This is a genomic window from Pseudomonas sp. 05L36 (assembly GCF_056398125.1).
Window position 1 is genome coordinate 177,372 of sequence record NZ_JBFTOU010000001.1, and the last position, 20,507, is coordinate 197,878.

The following is a 20,507-nucleotide window of genomic DNA, read 5'->3' on the forward strand; positions in this document are numbered from 1 at the left end:
ATCATAAAAACTGGAGGTTCCAAATGTCAGCATTACCTACAATCAATTTCACCCACTCCGGTGTGTTTTGCGAAGACCTCGATCGGATGGTTGATTTTTACTGCCGCACTTTGGGTTTCATCGTAAGTGACAAGGGGGTCGCCTCAACAGGTCACCGTTTGTTTTTCATGACTCAGAACCCTGAGTTACATCATCAGGTCGTTCTCTTTGACGGCAAACCTGTCGACCTACCGTTCAACCCGATCAATCAGCTTTCGTTTCTCCTGAACTCCCTCGACGACCTGAAGACGTACTATCAATTCGCCAAGAAAAGCGGCATTGAAGGAATTGCTCAGGTGGATCACGGTAACGCCTGGTCGATGTACTTCAAAGATCCTGAAGGCAATCCCATCGAAATGTATGTCGATGCACCGTTCTACACTGCACAACCTTGCAAGGAGCCGCTCGATCTCGAGATGCCGACTGAGGCTATCCTCGCCCAGACCGAGGCCATGTGCAGGCGCCGTCCCGGTTTCCAGACTCGCGAGCAATGGAAGGAATCTATTCGGGCGAAGATCGAAGAGCAGCGCGTTCGTATCGGCTAATGGCATTTGGAGGGGCTACATAGCCTGCTCCAATCGGTGGTCGTTGAAGCCTGGTTGATGGTAGTGCAAAAGTCTGCTCATCAACCAGAAGTCGTAGTAGAGAAAAACAAAAAGCGGAGTAGACGATGGACTACGATGTCATCATTGTTGGAATGGGGCCAGTGGGGGCTCTGTGCGCAAATCTCGCCGGCATGTGGGGGCTGAGCGCTCTTGTCGTGGATAAGTCCGAGACGGTGTACACGAACCCTAGGGCCATGGGTTTTGATCACGAAGTGATGCGTGTGTTCGGTAACATTGGCTTGGCCGATGACATTGCCGAACATGTCATGCCTTATCGTCCCTCGGAGTACCGCACGACCGGTTCTCAGCTGATCAAACGCATTGATGCCGCGAAACCTCCATTTCCGTTGGGGTGGGCACCAAACTACGTATTCTCGCAGCCACCTGTAGAGCGTGCGCTGCGCAATAAAATTTCGGACTTCAAGTCTGTAACGGTAGAGCTCGGTTCGGAAGTTTTATCGGTTAATTCCACAGGTGTACAAGCTGATGTTCTCATCCAATCCAAGGATGGAACCGAGCGCACTGTGACTGCGGAATATGTCTTGGCATGTGATGGGGGCACCAGCCCGATCCGAACCCGTCTAGGGTTGAAAATGGAGGATCTCGCATTCGATGAGCCGTGGCTCGTCGTCGACGTGATCCTGAATGAAGGTGCGGGTGAGCATCTACCAAAGACGAATGTGCAGTTTTGCGAGCTGGCTAGACCTTGCACCTTTGTCGTCGGGCCGGGCCAACATCGGCGTTGGGAGTTCATGATCAATCCTGACGAACAACCGACGGAAATTTCCCAGCCAGAAGCGATCAAGAAACTGATCTCTCGTTGGTTGCCTGAGGGCGACTATCAGCTTTGGCGAGCTTCTGCTTATCGATTCCATGCACTGATTTTGGAACAGTGGAAGTCCGATCGAGTGTTTTTTCTAGGGGATGCCGCACACATGACGCCTCCCTTCCTGGCTCAAGGCATGTGTCAGGGAATCCGCGATGCTCTGAACCTGGTCTGGAAGCTCGCGCTGGTAAAAGGAGGTCTGGCAGCACCGGCCTTCCTGAATACCTACCAAACCGAACGGATTCCACATGTCCGCCAAACCACCATGGCAGCCAAAGAGTTTGGTGGTGTGATCTGTGAGCGTGACAACGAGAGAGCAGCAATCCGGGACGCGCGACTGATCCAGCAGATGACGGAAAATCCGGGAGGCACCATCAGACAAACGCTGATTCCTGGATTGTCGCAAGGTTTTGTCGCGCAAGTCGCTCCTGCCGGTGAGCTGTTTCCTCAGCCAATGGTCATCAACAATACGGGTAAAAAAGCTCTGCTGGATGAATTTACCGGGCAATCCTTTCGAGTGGTGATTGCGCCTGGGTTTGATGCTAGCGCGTTACTGAGATGTCTGCGCAGCAGCCAATCCCTTAAAGGTCTGCCCATTCAGGTCGTGCGATTGGTCACCTCTCAGCAGACTGCTGCTCGCACTGTTGATGACTATGAAGAGGTCGACGGCGTACTGGCACAATGGCTTGAGTGTCGAGGCTGCAATGTGGTCATCGTGCGACCGGATCACTACGTGTATGGCGGCGCGGTCACTGTCGCCTGGGCGATGGAACTGCTAGAGGGAATGGAGCTTGCCTTGTGGTGCAAGGAGCCTGAACAGGCTAGGCAGAGTAATGGCGGAGTTTGCGACACGACAATCAGGTTTGCGCAGGCGTAAATCTGCAAGGGGCAGTAGACCCTTCGCATTGCACTGTCCACGAAAGCAGTTGCGATGCGAAGGTTTTTTTGAGCTTGAATTCGACGTAGAGAACATCGAGTGTCGCCCCGAGTGGGGGGCGACAGGCTGTTGATTCAGTTATTGGAGCGTGGCTTGTTGGCGCTCTATAGCCTCGACAGTTCGGCCCAAAGTGCCTTGGATGTGATTGCGCAAGAGCGTCACCGCTTTCTCAGAATCGCGTGCAAGCGCAGCATTCATTAGCTCTTGATGTTCATTTCCCTTGTGCCTTGGAGTCTGGCGCTGCTTGGCTGAGAAGCGTCTGTAGCGCTCTGCTCTGTCGAACAGGGAGTCCACCATCTTCAACATCAACGATGATGGGCAGGCCGCGAACAGCGCAAAGTGGAAAGCCTTATGCCGGATTGACCACTCATCATCGAGTACGAGCACACCGCTTCCGAGTTTTTTCTCAATCAGGTTCAGGCGGTGAAATGCACCTAGCACATCGGCTTCCCAGGCATCGTCGCCATACTGAATGGCATCGCTTAGCGCTTCGCACTCGAGCAGGCAGCGCAATCGCGTAATGTCGCGAAAGTCTGTCGTGGAAATCGGAGCGACCCTGAACCCCTTGTTATCGCTGGCTTCGACGACACCGTCCTGAGTCAGTCGATTGAGGGCTTCACGAATAGGGGAGCTACTGAGTCCATAAGTTTTGGACAGTTCGGCCACTTTGAGTTTTTCGCCCGGGGCCAGCTCGCAACAAACAATCGCTTTTTTCATCTTCGTCAACGCGACATCGATCAGCGGACTGCCGGGAGAGGTGATCATGGTCGGAGTCATCCTAAAATTTGCACTAAATCGATTTTATGCGCAAAACCTTCTTTAGTGCAAAGGCTGAATGTCAAAATTGCTCATGATTTTTAACGAGCCGCAAGCAGAAAATCGTTGAGCATTCTTTCAGCGGCTTTGATTCGCCGTGCGCCCTATAACTGCTGGCTGCCCCCCTCCAGATTCACCTCTCCTACTGCTTTTAGCGCTCTCCGTCCTTTGAGCCCCCCCAGCCGGCCGACACCGGATGCCCATTCACGTCTCACCGCGTCGATGCGTAGAAATGCTTGCGCTCGAGAATCTCCTTGACTTTGAATTTGCCCAGGATTACGTTTTGTGCACAAAGTGATTTGCAGTGCAGTAAATATTGTTTTACGCACGATTATCCCATGCATAGGCTGACCACAAACCATAGGCTCAAGAGGTGCGTGATGAAAACGAAGCGGGTACTCGAGTTGGCAGACGCCGAATTGATGCTTGTGGCCTCCATGGAAAAAGCCACCCGGGAAAACTGGAAGGTTTCCATGGCCGTGGTTGATGAGGCGGGCTGCCTCATGACGTTCAGAAAGCTTGATGGCGCATCCGTCTCGTCTGTCCAAACGGCTATTGATAAAGCCCGCAGTGCCGCTCTTACACGTCGGCCGACGAAGTTTTTTGAGGACATGGTCGCCGAAGGTCGGTCAGGTGCTTCGATGATTCATGGTGTTTTTCCAATCGAAGGAGGACTTCCAATTGTTGTTGGGGATGAGGTCGTAGGCGGGTTCGGCGTCAGCGGTCTGACGTCGCAACTGGACATCGTTCTTGTGGAGGTTGGCTTGCAAGCGTTGACCACCCATCAAGACCGATAGAACGAGAAAGGACGGAGCAAGAACGGTACGCGGCACCTGATTTATTAGCAGCCAATGCTGCGAATGGATGACCTTTTACAAAAACAAAAAAACAGGAACATCTTCATGAAAACAGCCAACCAGCGGTTCTGCCCGTTGCCGGTTTCAAGCATCGCCTGTGCAGTCAGCGCAGCGATGCTGTTAAGTCTTTCAATGCAATCGCAAGCCTTCCAGATTGACACCGGCAATCCCGATCTTTCGGCGACCTGGGACAACACGATCAAGTACAGCAATGCATGGCGAGTGAACAAGCTCGATAGCAAGGTCGCTGCAGCTCCAGGCACGTCCAACGCCAACCCGAACCTGGATGATGGCGATCGAAATTTTGATCGCGGGCTCATCTCCAATCGACTGGATCTGCTCTCCGAATTTGACATCAAGTACAAAGATGTCGGGGCGCGTCTAAGTGCCGCTTCCTGGTACGACAACGTTTACAGTCATGACAACGATAACGACTCACCCGGCACCGCCAACTCGGTGAGCGTCGATCACGATCAGTTCACCAGTGACACACGTCGGATCCACGAAACGAACACTGAAATCCTCGATGCCTTCGTCTATGGCTCGAAGGAAATCGGTAGTACTTCGTTGTCTGGCAGATTCGGGCAGTTCACACAAATTTACGGTGAAAGCCTTTTCTTCGGTGCCAACGGTATTGCGAATGCGCAATCCACCGTCGACTTAGTGAAGCTGCAGTCAGTACCCAGTTCCCAGTTCAAAGAGATTCTGATGCCAACGAAGCAGGTCTCGGGCAACTGGCAGTTGAGCGATACAGTCAGCGTCGGTGCCTACTACCAATTCGAGTGGAACAAAACCCGTCTTCCTGCAGCGGGAAGCTACTTCAGCGGCGCGGACTTTGTCGGCGATGGGGGAGAGCGCGTTTTTTTCCCTACTGGTTCGTTACGTCACGGCAAGGACATTGATGCCAAGGACTCAGGTCAGTTTGGCGCTCAGCTGAAGTTTGCTATCGAGGACTGGGAGTTCGGTCTATACGCGGCCAAATACCACGAAAAAACGCCGGTTTTTTACTTCCGGCCAGCGCCACTGGTACCTGGAGCAGATGACACCTTCGTCAACGTTTATCCCGAGGACATCAAGGTCTTTGGCGCAAGTTTCAGTACTTTGGTCGGCGAAGCGAACATTGCCGGTGAAACGTCTATCAGGGTCGATACGCCATTGGCGGGTGTCGGTGGCACCATCATCACCGGCCTGGATTCCGACAACAATTCCAATCCGGCTTACCCCATTGGTCGCTCGTGGCATGCCCAAGTGTCGATGGTCAATGTCTATGGCGGATCGGCACTTTGGGATGGTGCTTCATTCGTCGGCGAGCTTGCATTCAACCGTCGGTTGAGCGTGACCAAAAATGCCGATCAGCTGGATCCCAACACAACGCGTGATGCCTTCGCACTGCGGTTCACCTTTGAACCTCAGTACTTTCAGGTCTTCCCAGGCATCGACGTTCAAGCCCCAATCACCATTGGTTACAACCCATCCGGGCGCTCATCTGTCACACCTCAGGCATTTGGCCCAGAGCATGGTGGGGATCTGACACTAGGTCTCAAGGCTGATTAYAAGAAGCAATGGTACGCGTCCCTGAGCTACACCAATTTCTTCGGTGAGGCGGGGCCTGTCATCAACTCCTCCAACTCGTTCACCTACCAGCAAAACATGAAAGACAGAGATTTCGTGGCGTTTTCGATCCAGCGAACCTTTTAAGCAAAGAAGAGGCGGGCCCTGATAATGACAAAAATTAAACTGCTACTGCTTTCCACCCTGTCTATCTCGATGTGTGCCAACAGCGTATACGCAGCGGTGTCCCCCGACGAGGCCGCGAAGCTCAAGACTACATTGACGCCAATGGGCGCCGAAAAAGCCGGCAACGCCGATGGCTCCATTCCTGCGTGGACAGGCGGACTGACCAAAGATGTCGTTGGCCCTAAGTTTGGAGATATGCCAGCAGATCCATTCCCAGGCGAGAAGCCCGTTCTGCAAATTACCGCCAAAAATGCTGCGCAGTACGCAGACAAATTGAGCGAAGGTACGAAGGCGCTGTTGGCCAAATATCCCGACACCTTCCATTTGGATATTTACCCAACCCACCGTACTGCTGCAGCACCGGATAGCGTGTATCAAAATACATTCGCTAATGCGACCCGTTGCAAGACGACCAGCAACGGCTTGTCAGTGGAAGGGTGTTACGGTGGCATTCCGTTTCCTATTCCAAAAACTGGTAATGAGGTCATCTGGAATTTCCTTCTGCGCGTAGAGGCGGAATCAATTCAGATGGGGTACGCCAACGTCATTGGTAATGTTGACGGAACCCGGACGTTAGCAAGCCGTGGGGTCGAAAACTGGCAATATCCGTATTACTTCAAAGACGGAAGTGCTGATAAATGGTCGGGGCAGTATGCGCTGCTGCGCTTTTTGACCAACGAGCCACCGTTTAAAGCGGGTGAGTCGCTTGTGACGCACGACAGTATCAATGTCCAGGAACCGCGAGAGGCCTGGCAGTATCTAGTCGGACAACGCCGTGTGCGACGTGCTCCCACTGTCGGCTATGACACCCCCGATTTTGTAGCCTCGGGCGCTAACTACTTTGATGAGGTGCATGGCTTCATTGGCCATCCAGATCGCTATGACTGGAAGCTCGTTGGCAAAAAAGAAATGTATATCCCTTACAACGACAACAAGTTCAACGCAGAAAAACGAGACGACGCCTTCGTGGCTAATCACCTCAATCCAGACAAATTGCGCTGGGAGCTCCATCGCGTTTGGGAGTTGGAGGCCACGGTTGCACCGGGCAAACGCCATGCAGTACCTAAGCGCAAATTCTTCATTGATGAGGACAGTTGGACAGTGTCGCTAGTAGACGGATATGACGCTGAGGGCAAACTGTGGCGAGTCTCACAAGTGCTGCCATTTGTAGTGCCTTCCATTCCTGCGGTAGTGGTGAAACCTGTGGTGATTTACAACCTGCAAGCCAAGACGTACAGCGTCGTGCAGGGCCTGAACGGCGAAACCTATAGCGTTATCCCGCGCAAACCAGAGAACTTTTTTACCGGTAATGCGGTAGCGTCCGGGTCGGTGCGCTGAACCTCGAAACGGCTCATTCAATTTGTTCCATGGACGCAGTGTCAGTAACGCTGCGCCCATTGAACCGCATCTTCGAGGCTCTCAAATGCGCATTCAAATACCCAGACTTTTCCATAAATATCCGCTCAGGACACTCATGCTGAGCATGTTGATCATGCCGGCATACTTCTCCAGCACAGCAGTTGCACAACCAGATGGATTGCAGGTACAGCCTGCAATCACGAGTGAAATGGCTGCGCAGTCAGTGATGCTCAGCGTTACGCGTGCAGGGCAACGCCTGGTGGCAGTCGGAGAGCGAGGGTTCATCATTGTTTCCGATGACAATGGCACTAGCTGGTCACAAGTTGATTCCCCTGTCAGCGTGACGCTGGTCAAGGTTCGGTTCATCGACGATGTCGAGGGATGGGCCGTCGGACATGCCGGGGTTGTCTTGCACACTCGGGATGGTGGACTGAGCTGGAGCAAGCAACTGGACGGCGTCCAGGCGGCCGAAATCGAATTACAGGAAACCAGGCTGGCCACTGAAGGCTCCGAGGACGTTGAAAAGGCGCAAGAGCGTTTAGCTCAAGCACAGCAACTCGTGGACGATGGCCCAGACAAACCGCTGCTCGATCTTCTCTTCCTTGATGCCAAAAATGGACTGGTGGTGGGCGCTTACGGTCTGGCGTTTGTCACCCATGATGGCGGATTCAGCTGGCAATCGATCCGTTCCCGTATCGATAACCCAAATGGATTGCATCTCTACAGCATCGAACGGGTGGGAAGGGATCTCTTCATCGCCGGCGAGCAGGGCACTCTGTTGCGCTCAAGTGACGAGGGAAAAACCTTCGAGCCGCTGGCGTCCCCTTACGAGGGCACGACGTTCGGGCTCCAGGCGACAAACAGCAGTTCCATTTTGGCGTTTGGGCTTCGCGGCAAAGCGTTTGAGTCCAAGGATCGCGGCGATACCTGGCAGCCCCTCGACACCTTACAACCCGTCACATTGACCAGTGGGTTGCGTCTTGCCGATGGATCGGTGCTGCTCACCGATGAGTCGGGAAGGGTGTTGCGCTTCGCGAATGGCGATACCAAAGCGGCTGTCCTTCAGATTGCTCAACCCAGTTATTTCACAGGCATGGCGCAAGCCGCGAACGGCAACCTGATCATCAGTAGTGCACGCGGCATGCTGTCGTCCGCAGTTGCAGTGGACTCGCCGGAGCACGATCAATGAATAGCTATACTCGTTCTGCGGAGCATCACACCATCCCTCAGCCGGATGCTTTCGACCCATCCTCTGGCACCTTGGTTGAACGGCTTCTGTTCAATCATCGCAGCATCATTTTGGGCATTTGCGTGTTGCTCAGTCTGATACTGGGCTACCAGGCACTGAGCCTGAAGCTTAATGCTGCCTTCGAAAAAATGATCCCGACAGATCACCCTTACGTGCAGAACTACCTGAAAAACAGGGGCCAGTTGGGGGAAGGTGGAAACACCTTGAGGATTGCGATCGAGGCCAAACAGGGCAGCATTTTTGATGCTGCCTACCTTGAGACGGTCAAGAAAATCAACGATGAGGTGTTTCTACTTCCCGGCGTCGACCGCTCATATATGAAGTCCCTGTGGACTCCGGCGACCCGTTGGATCGGCGTAACGGAGGAGGGTTTCGATGGTGGGCCGGTCATACCTGACGATTACGATGGTTCTGCCAAAAGTCTTGATCAGGTTCGGCAGAACGTCGATAGATCGGGTGAAGTAGGTCGGCTCGTGGCGTCAAATTTCAAATCCAGCATCGTACTTTTGCCTCTTCAGGACATCACATCGGACGACGGCAAGCCTCTGGATTACAGCGCGCTTTCAGGCCAGCTCGAGCAGATACGGGCGAAGTACGAAACTGACAACATCGAAATTCACATCACTGGTTTTGCCAAGGTAGTAGGCGATCTGATCGACGGCATGCGACAAATGCAGCTGTTCTTCGCCGCGACATTGGTGATTTGCGGCATTGTGTTGTTCTGGTACACCCGTTGCGTACGCAGCACATTGTTGGTGCTGCTGTGCTCGATTATCGCTGTGGTCTGGTTGCTGGGGTTGCTTCCCACCCTGGGGTTTGATCTCGATCCTTACTCGATCCTCGTTCCGTTCCTAGTGTTTGCGATCGGGTTGAGTCATGGCGCCCAGAAAATGAACGGCATCATGCAGGACATCGGGCGTGGAGCCGACAAGCTCGTGGCTGCACGCTTCACCTTTCGCCGGTTGTTTTTGACCGGGCTGATGGCGCTGGTGGCGGACGCGGTAGGTTTCGCCGTGTTGATGATCATCAAAATCCCAGTCATTCAGGATCTAGCTGTCGCCGCGACGATTGGTGTTCTGACGCTGATTTTCACGAACCTAATTCTGTTACCGATTCTGTTGTCGTTCACCGGGGTCAGCAAAGCAGCTGCACAGCGTGAAGCGGCGAACGACAAGTTCTCGCAGCTAGATTCTTATCACACCCGCCATCCATTTTGGGCATTTCTGGATCGATTCACCGAACGTAAATGGGCGAGTGGTGCAATCATCGTCGCCGTGATTCTAGGAGTGGCAGGCTTTGCGGTGAGCCTTCATGTGAAGATCGGCGATCTGAATCCCGGGGCACCGGAATTGCGTCCTGAATCGCGTTACAACAGCGATAACCGCTTCATGGTCAGTAACTTTTCCGCCAGTAGCGACAAGTATGTAGTGATGGTGAAAACGCCCCAATACTACTGCGCCAATTACCAAACACTGGTGTCAGTTGATGCGCTGGAAGCGCAGCTTCAGCAGTTACCGGGAGTGGTCTCCACGACGTCGTTAGCGGCGCTGAGTAAGCAGGCGGCGGCCGGCATGAATGAAGGCAGCATGACCTGGTACGAGATACCCCGTAACCAGGGGCTGTTGAATGCAATCATCACCCGGGCGCCGCGAGAGCTGTTCAACCAGAATTGCGATCTGCTGACAGTGTATGTCTATCTGAAGGATCACAAGGCGGACACGCTCACCAGTGTGGTTCAGACAGTCGAACAGTTCGCGGCGACTCATAATTCGGATCAAATCCAGTTCCTCAATGCGGCAGGCAATGCCGGCATCGAAGCGGCCACCAATATCGTCGTGAAGCGTTCGAACGTGCAGATGCTGCTCATGGTGTACGCCGCCGTCATCGCGCTTTGCTTAATTACCTTCAGATCTTGGCGTGCGGTTGTGTGTACGGTTCTGCCACTGATGCTGACCTCCATTTTGTGCGAAGCCTTGATGGTCGGGCTTAACATCGGCGTGAAGGTCGCGACGCTGCCCGTGATCGCGTTGGGGGTGGGTATCGGTGTGGACTATGCGTTGTACATCCTCAGCGTGACACTCACCAATTTGCGAAATGGCAGTAGCCTGTCTGACGCTTACTACCTTGCGTTGCTGTCTACCGGCAAGGTCGTGGTGATGACGGGTATTACGTTGGGCATTGCAGTGCTCACTTGGGTGTTGTCGCCCATCAAATTCCAAGCTGACATGGGCATCTTGCTCGGGTTCATGTTCATCTGGAACATGGTGGGCGCACTGGTACTGGTTCCGGCACTGGCGCACTTTCTGCTCAAACCAAAATCTTTTCCTGTAACGGCGTAATTTCAAGCACGAGTGCGGATTCAGGATCGCTGGATCCGCTTTTCGTGGTGCAACTCAAACACAACGACTTGACTAACTGAATGATCAAATATGCAGCGAACCTCACCTTGCTCTTCACCGAATGGCCTTTCGAGGATCGATTTAGCGCCGCGCGGGACGCTGGCTTTGAAGCCGTTGAGTTCAGTTTTCCACGAGACATGGCGGCAGCAGAAATAGCCGAAAAGTTACGTCGCACTGGCCTTCAACAGGTACTGGCAACAATGCCATTGCAACCTGGTAGTAAGGGGCTGGCTGCTCAGTCTGGAAAGGCTGGGGACTTCCGTAAGGATTTTAACCTAGGACTCGAATATGCCGTGGAAGGAGGAAGTCCACTGCTTCACGTGTTATCCGGTGTGGTCGAGCAGTCAAATTACGCTGTATCGAGTGGTCAATTTATCGACAACATGAACTGGGCCATCGAGGAGGCCGCCCGTTATGACGTAAAGGTTGTAATTGAAGCCATCAATCAAATTTCAGTGCCTGGGTATTTTATTCGAACACTGGCGGGGGCCGTCAACTGGACGCAAAGACTTGAAGGGCTAGGCCTAATTCTGGATCTTTATCATGCTGCGATGGAGCGACTGGATCCTCTTGCTTGCATTGACCTCCTTCTTCCTCAAACCGACCATTTACAGATTGCCGGATACCCAGGACGGCATGAGCCTAATGTCGGTAATTTGAACCTGCCTAGAGTTCTTGATTCGATAAGTGCACATTTTTATACGGGCTGGGTTGGGTGTGAATATCAACCTGCTATCGGCACACTCGAAGGTATGAGCTGGCTTGATCGTTTTTTTGCGATTTAAGAAGCCAGTAAAGCGGGTTGTTGGTTCAAATGTGAACATCCATACGCAACAGAGAGGTTGGTTGACTGTGCTGTTCCTCATCGATTTGGAAATAAGACGATGAGCACCAAACGCTACGCGTTTTGCTTGCTGAGTACGGTTACAGCCTGCCAAACGTGATCAGCCTGCTTGATTCGCAATCTGGTCGTCGTGTTCCAGCCACCGAATCCAATGTCGGCACACGTAAACCATGTCAGGTGAATATCTACAAAAATCCGCACACCGGCGAAGTCGTCCAAACCAAAGGCGGCAACCACAAGACGCTGAAAGAGTGGAAAGCGCAGTACGGCTCCGACACCGTCGAGTCCTGGCTGACCAAGTAAGTTTGGTTTGAGTACAAAGGGCCCAAAGGGGCCTTTTGTGTAGAAGAGTGAGGGACATTGGATCTGGCGTTAGTGTAGTGGGCGGTCACACCATGCGGCACTCATGCGTGCACCGCACTCATTGCGCGAGCGTCCGTGCCGACGCCAGTCACCTTTTCTGCCCTATGGCGGCGTTCATAGAAATTCCCTTCGGATGTCGATACTCGACCGTTCGCCAATATTCCGGTAGTTCTCCGTGAGCCACGTCTCGGCCTCGCGTCGTCCGTTGTCGCGTAGTCCGCAAAGGAAGTCCCAGTCCGCATTGTACTTGCTGGAAACGCTAAGCGCGCACATCGCCTTATCGGACTTAATCGAGTGGATCAGCACCTCCTTCATTTCGTTGCGATCAAGCTTGCCTTGTTGGATGAGGTCGGTGACAAAAGCGATGGTGCGCAGCTCACGCATCAGCGACGAGTTGAAGCTGATTTCACTGATGCGATTGAGAATGTCGGCAGCGGTAATGGGCACACCCGGGCGGACGAGCGGGTTGATGTGGACGATCACCACATCGCGCGTGTTGCAATGGTAAATCAACGGAAAAATAGCCGGGTTGCCCATATAGCCGCCATCCCAGTAGTGCTGCCCGTCGATCGTGATCGCCTGGAACAATGTTGGCACACAGGCCGAAGCAAGCACCGCTTCTGCGCAGACGTCCTCGCCGGTGAAGAGGCGTATCTTCCCCGTCTCGACATTGGTCGCACACAGATAGAGGTGGAACGGGCATTGCTTTCGTATGGCGGCGAAATCGATCTGACTCTCCAGCACCTCCCGCAATGGACTTAAGTTGCGGCGATTGAACTGGTAAGGCGAGAAGATACGAAGCGTCATGTCCGCGAACGTATACATGGGCGAATAGTCCAGCCCGAAGCTGTGCGTCCCTTTCAGCCATGGCATCCAGCGCAACGGGTTATAACGCTCGGCGGATTGCGCCACGGCGTACCAGAAATCGTGCAGCGCCTGGCGTGCGCCGGCGTCACCACCTTGGAGCATGCCATAGGCCAGCACGGCTGCATTCATCGCGCCGGCACTGGTTGCGCTGACCCCTTCAATGGCAAGCCTGCCGTCCTCGAGCAATCGATCGAGTACGCCCCAGGTGAACGCACCGTGCATCCCGCCGCCCTGTAACGCCAGCGCGACCGGCTTTCGCTCGTTACTGCCCTGAGGCTGGCCGTTGTTCGTGGTCATTCTTTATCTCCTCGTCGGTGCTGAGCCGAATCGAGAATTTGTTGCGGTGCCTCTCCTCGTCACGGGCTCGCCGCCGACACGCCGGTGCCCCATTCAGCACCCTGCGTCATCGATCGTTCATCCCCCGTTTGATGCCCATGCATCGAGCAGCGCCTTGGCTTGTAGCAGATCAACGCTGTCGAAGCCTTCTGTGAAAAAACTGTATATGTCGGCCAGCATTTGTCTGGCCGCCTCCTTGTCTTGTGTTGCCCATAGCTGTGCAAGGCTGACTGTGGCGCGGAGCTCGAGGGACTTTGCCCCTTGTTGTCGAGCGATCGAGATCGCCGTGTGAAAGCATGTTTGTGCTTCCTGTCGCACGGAAGAATCCTGTGGGTCTTCACCCGGACATTGCAGGGTAAGAGCACCCTTGAGTCGGTACAGCTCTGCTTCGTAAAAGTGCTCGCCTATTCTGTTCACCATAGCCAGAGCATCGGCCACGGTGTCCAATCCTGCCTGGGGTTGTCCGGCGCGCCCGTGCGCTGCGGCCAGCAGGGCCAGAAAATAAGTACATCCAAATTCTGCTCCGGCTGCCTGGTAATTGGCGATACCTTGGGTTATCTGAGCGATTCCTTCGTCAATGTTTCCCTGCTCGGCGCGAGCCCAACCTTGAAGAATATTCCCCCATGCCAAATAAAACGGAAACCCTCGTTCGAGAGAAAGCTTGATGGCGGCATCTGCACACTCTTCGGCGAGTTGTACGTCGTGCCGAAACTGCGCGAGCATCGATGTAGCAGAGAGGGTGAAGGCCAAGCTAATCGGGTGGGACAACTTGTCCAGAGCAAGGGTATCCCGGCTGCGCGTGCTTGCCTGATCAGGAAAACCCAAGTACCAAAGGCTCCAGGCCGAAAACGATAGGGCGTAGCCCGGATCCACGCCGTAGGTAATGGCATGTGCGCGATGCCGCTCCGGGATGTAGAGGGCACGCGCCTGCTCCTGATGGTCATGGGCATTGCGCAGATCACCCTGGAAAAACAATGTCTCCCCGAGTGCCGCATGGACTTCCACGAGCAAGTCCGGATCCTGCGCAGTTTGAGCAATACTGAGCAAGCGTTCACCCAGTTCGCATGCAGTTGCGTATTCCGCCCGCAACTCGTAGTAAGTCCACAGCCCCAGCAGCGCAGGGAAAAGCGAGTCGTCGCCTACTTGCGCGCACAGCGCCAGTGCGCGGGTGTAAGTGGTCGCTACCTCGGGTGCACTATAGCCTCGCACGGCCATCAAGGCCGGCCCCAGGGCGAGTAGTAGCGTCAGTTCCTGATGAGCACGCGCGGGCGTGTCGGGCAAATGCTTGAGCAATTCAAGCGCCGCTTCAAGATGACGCATGGCATCGAGTTGGGCGGAATGCTGGAGGGCCTGTTGCCCGGTACGGTGCAGGTATTCCACAGCCTTCGGGACATTGCCGCTCAGCCTATAGTGGTGCGCCAGTTCGCTGCAGTAATCGGCAATGCGGGTGGGGAACAGTGTCTCGATGGCCTGCGCCGTGCGTTCGTGCAGCGCGCTGCGCCGCTCCGTGAGTAGCGAGTGGCCTGCAATCTCCTGGGTCAGCGCATGTTTGAACGAATATTCCACCTCCGGAAATGCGGGCCGCTGGTAAATGAACTCCGCGGCCTCCAGTCGGGCGAGCAGATTACACAACTTGTCGTCCGTCCGAGCATCCTGCCCATTACAGATGCACTGGATCAGACTGAACGGAAACTCCTTGCCGATGACAGCGAGGGTCTGCAGCAATTCCTTCTCCGCCACGGGGAGCCGGTCGATACGGGCGGCGAGTACACCCTGCACGGTGGTGGGGATATGCAGTGCAGCCGGAGTTTGTTCGATCCGATATTGACCGGGTTTACCCAGCAGCAATTTCTCCTCGACCAGCGTTTGTACCACTTCCTCCATGAAGAACGGGTTGCCCTCCGTCTTATCCAGGATGAGCTGTTTGAGGGGGGCGAGGGAGGGATCGTCCCCAAGCAGGGTTGTGAGCAGTGCCTGTGCTTCGGCTGGGCCCAGCGGTTCGAGCCGCAGTTGGCTGCAATGATCCGCGCGCGTCCACACAGGCTGATACTCGGGCCGGTAGTTCACGAGGAGCAGGATCGGGGTGCTCGTCAAGCGATCGATGAAGTATGCGAGGAATGCTTCGGTCTCGCAGTCCAGCCATTGTAAATCCTCGAACAGCAGCTCGATCGGTTGATTGCGGCTCTCGCGCGCCAGCAGTTGAGTGATGGCGTCGAAGGTGCGATCGCGCCGGATCTGAGGATCCATTTCCGCGAGCACTGAACTGCGTTCGCCGATACCCAGCAGATAGAGCAGGTAGGGCACGAGATCCTCGAAGCTTCGCTCGAGTGTCAGGGTCTTGCCCATAACCTTTTCCCGGCACCGGCGCTCGTCGTCCTGGGCGGTAATCTGAAAATAGTTGTTCAGCAGCTCGATGAGCGGGAAATAGGCAAAGGCCTTGCCGTGCGACACCGAGAACGTCTCCAGCACCAGACAGCCACGCCGCGAGCGCTCCTTGAACTCATGAAACAGCCGTGACTTCCCGACACCGGCCTCGCCTACCACCGCGACGACCTTACTGTGGCCCGCTTTGGACTGTTCGAGTGCCTGATGCAGATGGTCGAGCTCGACCTGGCGGCCGACAAACCGGGCTAGCCCACGATGTGCCGACAGTTGCAGACGCGTGCGCAACGCGCCGAGCCCCTGCACCTCGTACACAACGAGGGGATCGGGAATGCCTTTGACTTGGGCGGCCCCCAGAGCCTTGAATTCGAAATAACCCTCCGCCAGCTTGTAGGTGGGCTCGCTCACCAGGATCGACGAGGGTGCGGCGATTCCTTCCATCCGGGATGCAATGTGGATCGTGTTCCCGACCGGATCGTAATCGGTGTGCAGATTGTCCGTGCGGATCGAACGCACGACCGCCTCTCCGGTATGGATGCCGACGCGGATTTGCAGCGGAATGCCTTTCTCCAGGCGAATGCGGTCGCCATGTCGATGTATCGCCTGCTGCATGCGCAGTGCCGCATACAACGCCCGCTGCGGATGATCCTCATGGGCGATGGGGGCGCCGAACAGCGCGAGTATGCCATCACCCAGTGTCTTGGCCACGTAGCCTTCGTAGTGGTGGACGGCTTCCATCATCAGCGCGACGACGGGCTCGATCAGGCGGTGGGCCTCTTCCGGATCGAGGTCATGGATCAACGCCGTGGAACCGGCCATGTCGGCAAAAAGTGCCGTGATGGTTTTACGCTCACCGGCGGTCTCACCACGGGCTTCCATAGCCGCCTGTTCGGCGCGGATGCGCTCGGCAAGGTGGTGGGGCGTGTAATGAATGGGATCTGGAGAGGGCTCTGAAACAGGCTCGGCGCGCGGTGATGGTGCAGCAGGCGCATCGGTCAGCGGCGCGCCGCATTCACTGCAAAATTTGGCGGAAAGGCTCGCCTCGTGGCCGCAGCGCGGACAGCAGCGGGACAACTTGACGCCGCACGCTTCACAGAAGCTGGCCTCGGAGGGACTCTCGAATCCGCAGTTTGCGCAGCGCATACGATCTCTTCCCTTTTGCAGTCGTTCAAGAAGACCAGTCAAAAGACGGGAAGCGTGACACCAAACCGGCAAAGGACAAGCTGAAGTCATTGGGCCGGTACGTTTGGGCAGCCTTTTAACCCTCTGTATCAAAGATAGTTTGTATCGTGGTATCGAGAAGTAAAATTCGCTTATGGAGAAAGACCTGTGATCACTGGACGCTGAAAGAGTGGAAGGCCGAATGCGGCTCTGACACGGTTGAGTCCTGGCTGACCAAGTGATTTAGGTTTGAGTACAAGAAAGGGCCCATCGAGGGCCATTTTTGTTGATTCAAGTTACCGGTGCTTTCCTTCAAGACTAGAGAGTGGTTTGTGAGCCGACGAGGATTAGGGCGACGCGACCTTCACGTCAAAAACAGGGACATTTTGTCAGGACGGACTGCATTGCTTATCGGCGATCTAGCCAAACAGTTTGTGCATTACAAAACTCATGGATGCCAAAGTGCGATAACTCTCGTCCAAATCCGCTTTTTTTGACCCCTCCAATTGGAACGCGTGGATCCGACGCTGAATAGCCGTTGATGAACACAGCACCAGTGACCATTCTGGATGCTAGGTGCTTTGCATTTTCTGTGTCCGCTGTCCAAAGACTTCCTGACAAGCCGAACTCGCTGTTGTTAGCCAATTCCAGAGCGTGTTCAGTATCATCCGCCACAATCAGCGACGCTACTGGGCCAAAGAGTTCCTCCTTAAAAGATGTCATTTCAGAAGTTACGCCAGAAAGTATAGTCGGCTCGTAGTAATTTCCTGGCAGCGCACTCTTGTTACCACCCAGAAGCAGTCTCGCCCCTTGTTTTAACGTGGCCTGAACTTGTTCATGTAGCTCCTGGCGTAGATCGAAGCGGGCCATGGGGCCAATGTAGGTTGCCTCGTCTAGGGGGGCTCCCACCTTCAGTGCCGACACTGCTGCGACGAATTTCTTTTCAAATTTTTTCGCCACGCTTTTTTCTAAAATAATACGCTTTGCTGCAATGCAAACTTGCCCTGTGTTCTGAAAGCGCCCAACGACCGCTGCTTTAACCGCCTCCTCAATATCCGCATCGGCAAGCACGATGAATGGATCAGATCCCCCTAACTCCAGTACGCATTTTTTCAATGCAGCACCTGCTTGAGAGGCAATTGCTGATCCGGCTCTTACACTGCCTGTAACAGCAACTGTTGCGATTCGAGGGTCTTCGATGGCTTTAGATACGCCAGCGGGAGGAACGTTGATGACTTCGAAGACGCCCATTGGCGCACCTGCTTGTTGCCAAGCGTCTTGAAGCAAATAAGCACATCCCATCACATTTGGAGCGTGTTTAAGTACATAAGGGTTTCCTGACAATATGATTGGGACAGCGCCCCTCATGATCTGCCAGAAAGGAAAATTCCAAGGCATCACCGCGAGAACAGCCCCTAACGGCCGGTACATCACGAAAGCTTTGCCGTCTTCAACCAGAGTTGGCTCAGGCGCCAACATTTTAGGGCCTTCCTCCGCATACCATTCGCAGAGCGCTGCACATTTTTCGATCTCTGCGCGTCCTTGCGCGATAGGTTTTCCCATTTCGTTTGCGGCCATTATGGCCATAGAGTTCGCTTGCTTTCGTAACTCTGTTGCCAAATTCAACAAAACTGTCACTCGGACGTTGATGTCAACGACACTCCATTTATCAAAGCCTTTTTGTACGCGTGTCAACGCTGCGTCCAATTGGCCAGGCGTTTGATAAGAATAACGACCAATTTCTTCGCCACTGGTCGGGCAGAGCGAAACTGCTGCTCCCATACTATCAAAACTCATCGTAGTGCTCTCTAGTGGTTGGATTTGAAGATGTATTCAAAATCCCCTGGTCTTAAAGAGCAAGTATCAGAACTGGAGAAGGGGATTCTGACAGTTAATAAATTTCAGCATCGATATTTGTCGTGTTGAATGCAATCAGACATTTGTATGAATGTAGACGAATGATTTGTACGAAGTTATGAGTTTGGTTGTAATGTTTTGCGTAGTCTGATTCAGTCTGACCTGAACTGGTTGAGACACTGCCATCCGCTGCACTTGAGCCTCCATTGTTCGTCCGAGAAGACATGAAGCAGCTTGGAATGCATGGATGTCTAAATCTCTAGCTTGTTGCTGCCATCGCAACCTGCAAGTGGAATGTCGCCAATACAGCTAAGTGGGCAACCATTCATTACTTTCCGTGATAATAAAACAACCGCGTTTGTTTCGCCCATTCAACGCAAATTTTTGATCGTCAATTATGATACATATCCCAGTTCGCGGCTGATGTCTGCACTGCATGTCAATAACAAGTTCTTGAATTGATCCTGAGCGCCAGGGGGATCCATCACCGCATCGGGGCCTGAGAGGTTGATCGCTGCGGTTACTACCCCCTTATGGTCTTTGATTGATGTAGCAATTGCGGTTGAGTAATCTGATCGATGCAGCACCCAGCCTCGCTGACGGTCATTTGAGATCAAGGTCTGAAGTTCAGGGAGAGTTCGAGGCGCCGGTGAGGGATAGTCGTCTAGCCTAATGTGTTGATAGAGCGCCGCTAACTCAATATCATCCAGCGCAGTTAGTAACATTCTTCCCATGGCTGTGCAGTGGCAAGCGATTCGCGTCCCGATGGGTATGTTGACAGAGAGGCGTTGAGCAGCAAACGCTCGATAAACGTAGAGACTGTCGGTCTGCTCACGAATAGTCAGATGACAAGACAGAGAAGTGCGGTCTCGCAACAGATTGAGGTGCGGCATAGCCACTTCGACAATATCTCGGTTAGCCAAGTAGCTAAATCCGTCACTGATGACTCGTGCGCCTAGTTCGTATTGTGTGTTTATCTTATTTAGGTAGCCGGTGTTGATGAGCGTGAATAATATCCGGTATACCGCCGAAGTACTGACGCCCAGTCTTTCAGATATTTCGTGGATGTTCAGACTGCGCGTCGTTGCATTGAATAGTCCTAACACACTTAGCCCCCGAGCCAGAGCTGGCACACTGTAGTCAGCCTCCTTATCTGGTGTGTCGAGAATGGTCATCGTGGTCTCCGATTGAGATAAGAGCGAGAGTAATTCGACGGATGAAAGACGAATTGTTGAGCAGGTTTTCCTGCTCAACAATTTATGCTTTCGCCTACGGTGAGTTTCAGACCAACGCTTCGATGCCTACTACCATTCCATCGAACTCTCTCATGGCATCCATCAATGCTCCCTTGAAATAGTCCAGAGAAGCGCGATCAAAGAGGATCTGAAAAACTGGTGTAGCTACCGAACCCAGATTGATCACAATCACGTTGATACGCGCTGCTGACGTCTGTGCCACGGCGCCAGGCGCAAACGCCTGCGGCCGGAGGTCGACACCGCAAAGCTTGGCCATGACCTCGGCGATGTGGACTCCGCTCAGTACCAGCCAGCCATGACTGTCCTCGCGAGGTAGCAAGTAGTTGGCATTGTGATCCATTTCCCAACGTGCTTCTTCGTCGGCAATGCGCTCACCGCGATCTAGTAAACTTCCCAAGACTAGGTATTCGGTTTGCGAGAGCCGCGCGACGTGGCTTCCGTCCGCCTGAGTCACTGCACGATTTGGCGAGTCCGGCAGAGTGAAGCCTCGTGCCAGCAAATACGCTGCGCTGTCCGTGCCACGAAAGCCGACTCTGGGCACTTCGGTCAAGTCGACCACGGCGCATTGTTGCAATGGGCTCAGCCCGATATGATTTTCTGCATTGAGGCTGGACATG

At 54.0% G+C, this 20,507-nt stretch carries 15 protein-coding genes and 1 pseudogene; 10 read left to right on the top strand and 6 right to left on the bottom strand.

The genetic code is table 11. From position 1 onward, the window contains the following. Positions 1-23 precede the first annotated feature (23 nt). Together AC1DKH_RS00830 and AC1DKH_RS00835 are read left to right on the top strand one after the other, a co-directional pair. The gene (locus AC1DKH_RS00830; RefSeq protein WP_223616309.1) at positions 24-584 is read left to right on the top strand and encodes a VOC family protein; all 561 of its coding nucleotides are present in this window, start codon (positions 24-26) and stop codon (positions 582-584) included. 125 nt (positions 585-709) lie between these two features. After that, entirely contained in the window at positions 710-2,347 is a 1,638-nt protein-coding gene (locus tag AC1DKH_RS00835; protein ID WP_223616308.1) for a bifunctional 3-(3-hydroxy-phenyl)propionate/3-hydroxycinnamic acid hydroxylase, read from the top strand. Positions 2,348-2,485: 138 nt separating this feature from the next. Here the strand turns inward: AC1DKH_RS00835 and AC1DKH_RS00840 are convergent, their stop codons facing one another. Beyond that, a complete protein-coding gene (locus tag AC1DKH_RS00840; RefSeq protein ID WP_223616307.1) occupies positions 2,486-3,172 on the bottom strand; it encodes a GntR family transcriptional regulator in 687 nt (228 codons plus the stop codon). Positions 3,173-3,603: 431 nt separating this feature from the next. Here AC1DKH_RS00840 and AC1DKH_RS00845 point away from each other — a divergent pair, with 431 nt between their 5' ends. From AC1DKH_RS00845 to AC1DKH_RS00875, 7 genes and pseudogenes are all read left to right on the top strand, one after another. After that, complete coding sequence (locus tag AC1DKH_RS00845; protein ID WP_223616306.1) at positions 3,604-4,020, top strand: GlcG/HbpS family heme-binding protein; 417 nt, start codon at positions 3,604-3,606, stop codon at positions 4,018-4,020. A 105-nt stretch (positions 4,021-4,125) separates the two neighbouring features. Then, positions 4,126-5,778, top strand: coding sequence for a DUF1302 domain-containing protein (locus AC1DKH_RS00850; RefSeq protein ID WP_477797124.1), 1,653 nt, complete (start codon positions 4,126-4,128; stop codon positions 5,776-5,778). Between the two features lie 24 nt (positions 5,779-5,802). Continuing rightward, entirely contained in the window at positions 5,803-7,155 is a 1,353-nt protein-coding gene (locus AC1DKH_RS00855) for a DUF1329 domain-containing protein (protein WP_223616304.1), read from the top strand. 136 nt (positions 7,156-7,291) lie between these two features. Next, entirely contained in the window at positions 7,292-8,365 is a 1,074-nt protein-coding gene (locus tag AC1DKH_RS00860) for a WD40/YVTN/BNR-like repeat-containing protein (RefSeq protein WP_263294428.1), read from the top strand. Continuing rightward, positions 8,362-10,764, top strand: coding sequence for an efflux RND transporter permease subunit (locus AC1DKH_RS00865; protein WP_223616302.1), 2,403 nt, complete (start codon positions 8,362-8,364; stop codon positions 10,762-10,764). Before AC1DKH_RS00860 ends, AC1DKH_RS00865 begins: the two co-directional genes overlap by 4 nt. Positions 10,765-10,844: 80 nt before the next feature. After that, positions 10,845-11,609 carry a hydroxypyruvate isomerase family protein gene (locus AC1DKH_RS00870; RefSeq protein ID WP_223616301.1) on the top strand — a complete coding sequence of 255 codons (765 nt, stop codon included), beginning with the start codon at positions 10,845-10,847 and terminating at the stop codon, positions 11,607-11,609. 113 nt (positions 11,610-11,722) lie between these two features. After that, positions 11,723-11,971: pseudogene (locus AC1DKH_RS00875) on the top strand (histone-like nucleoid-structuring protein, MvaT/MvaU family); the annotation flags it as partial. Between the two features lie 174 nt (positions 11,972-12,145). On the opposite strand, the gene AC1DKH_RS00880 reads toward AC1DKH_RS00875, so the two are convergent. Beyond that, positions 12,146-13,195 carry a patatin-like phospholipase family protein gene (locus AC1DKH_RS00880; protein ID WP_414877389.1) on the bottom strand — a complete coding sequence of 350 codons (1,050 nt, stop codon included), beginning with the start codon at positions 13,193-13,195 and terminating at the stop codon, positions 12,146-12,148. A gap of 117 nt (positions 13,196-13,312) precedes the next feature. Beyond that, positions 13,313-16,759: an adenylate/guanylate cyclase domain-containing protein gene (locus AC1DKH_RS00885; protein WP_223616299.1), complete on the bottom strand. Its 3,447-nt coding sequence runs from the start codon at positions 16,757-16,759 to the stop codon at positions 13,313-13,315. Between the two features lie 146 nt (positions 16,760-16,905). Here AC1DKH_RS00885 and AC1DKH_RS00890 point away from each other — a divergent pair, with 146 nt between their 5' ends. Further along, positions 16,906-17,019 carry a hypothetical protein gene (locus tag AC1DKH_RS00890; protein ID WP_411740510.1) on the top strand — a complete coding sequence of 38 codons (114 nt, stop codon included), beginning with the start codon at positions 16,906-16,908 and terminating at the stop codon, positions 17,017-17,019. A 166-nt stretch (positions 17,020-17,185) separates the two neighbouring features. Here AC1DKH_RS00890 and AC1DKH_RS00895 read toward each other — a convergent pair whose 3' ends face one another. From AC1DKH_RS00895 to AC1DKH_RS00905, 3 genes are all read right to left on the bottom strand, one after another. Continuing rightward, the gene (locus tag AC1DKH_RS00895) at positions 17,186-18,574 is read right to left on the bottom strand and encodes an aldehyde dehydrogenase family protein (protein WP_223616298.1); all 1,389 of its coding nucleotides are present in this window, start codon (positions 18,572-18,574) and stop codon (positions 17,186-17,188) included. A 455-nt stretch (positions 18,575-19,029) separates the two neighbouring features. Then, positions 19,030-19,809, bottom strand: a complete 780-nt coding sequence (locus AC1DKH_RS00900) for an IclR family transcriptional regulator (RefSeq protein ID WP_223616297.1) — start codon at positions 19,807-19,809, stop codon at positions 19,030-19,032. 106 nt (positions 19,810-19,915) lie between these two features. Continuing rightward, positions 19,916-20,506, bottom strand: coding sequence for a sarcosine oxidase subunit gamma (locus AC1DKH_RS00905; protein WP_223616296.1), 591 nt, complete (start codon positions 20,504-20,506; stop codon positions 19,916-19,918). Position 20,507 lies beyond the last annotated feature (1 nt).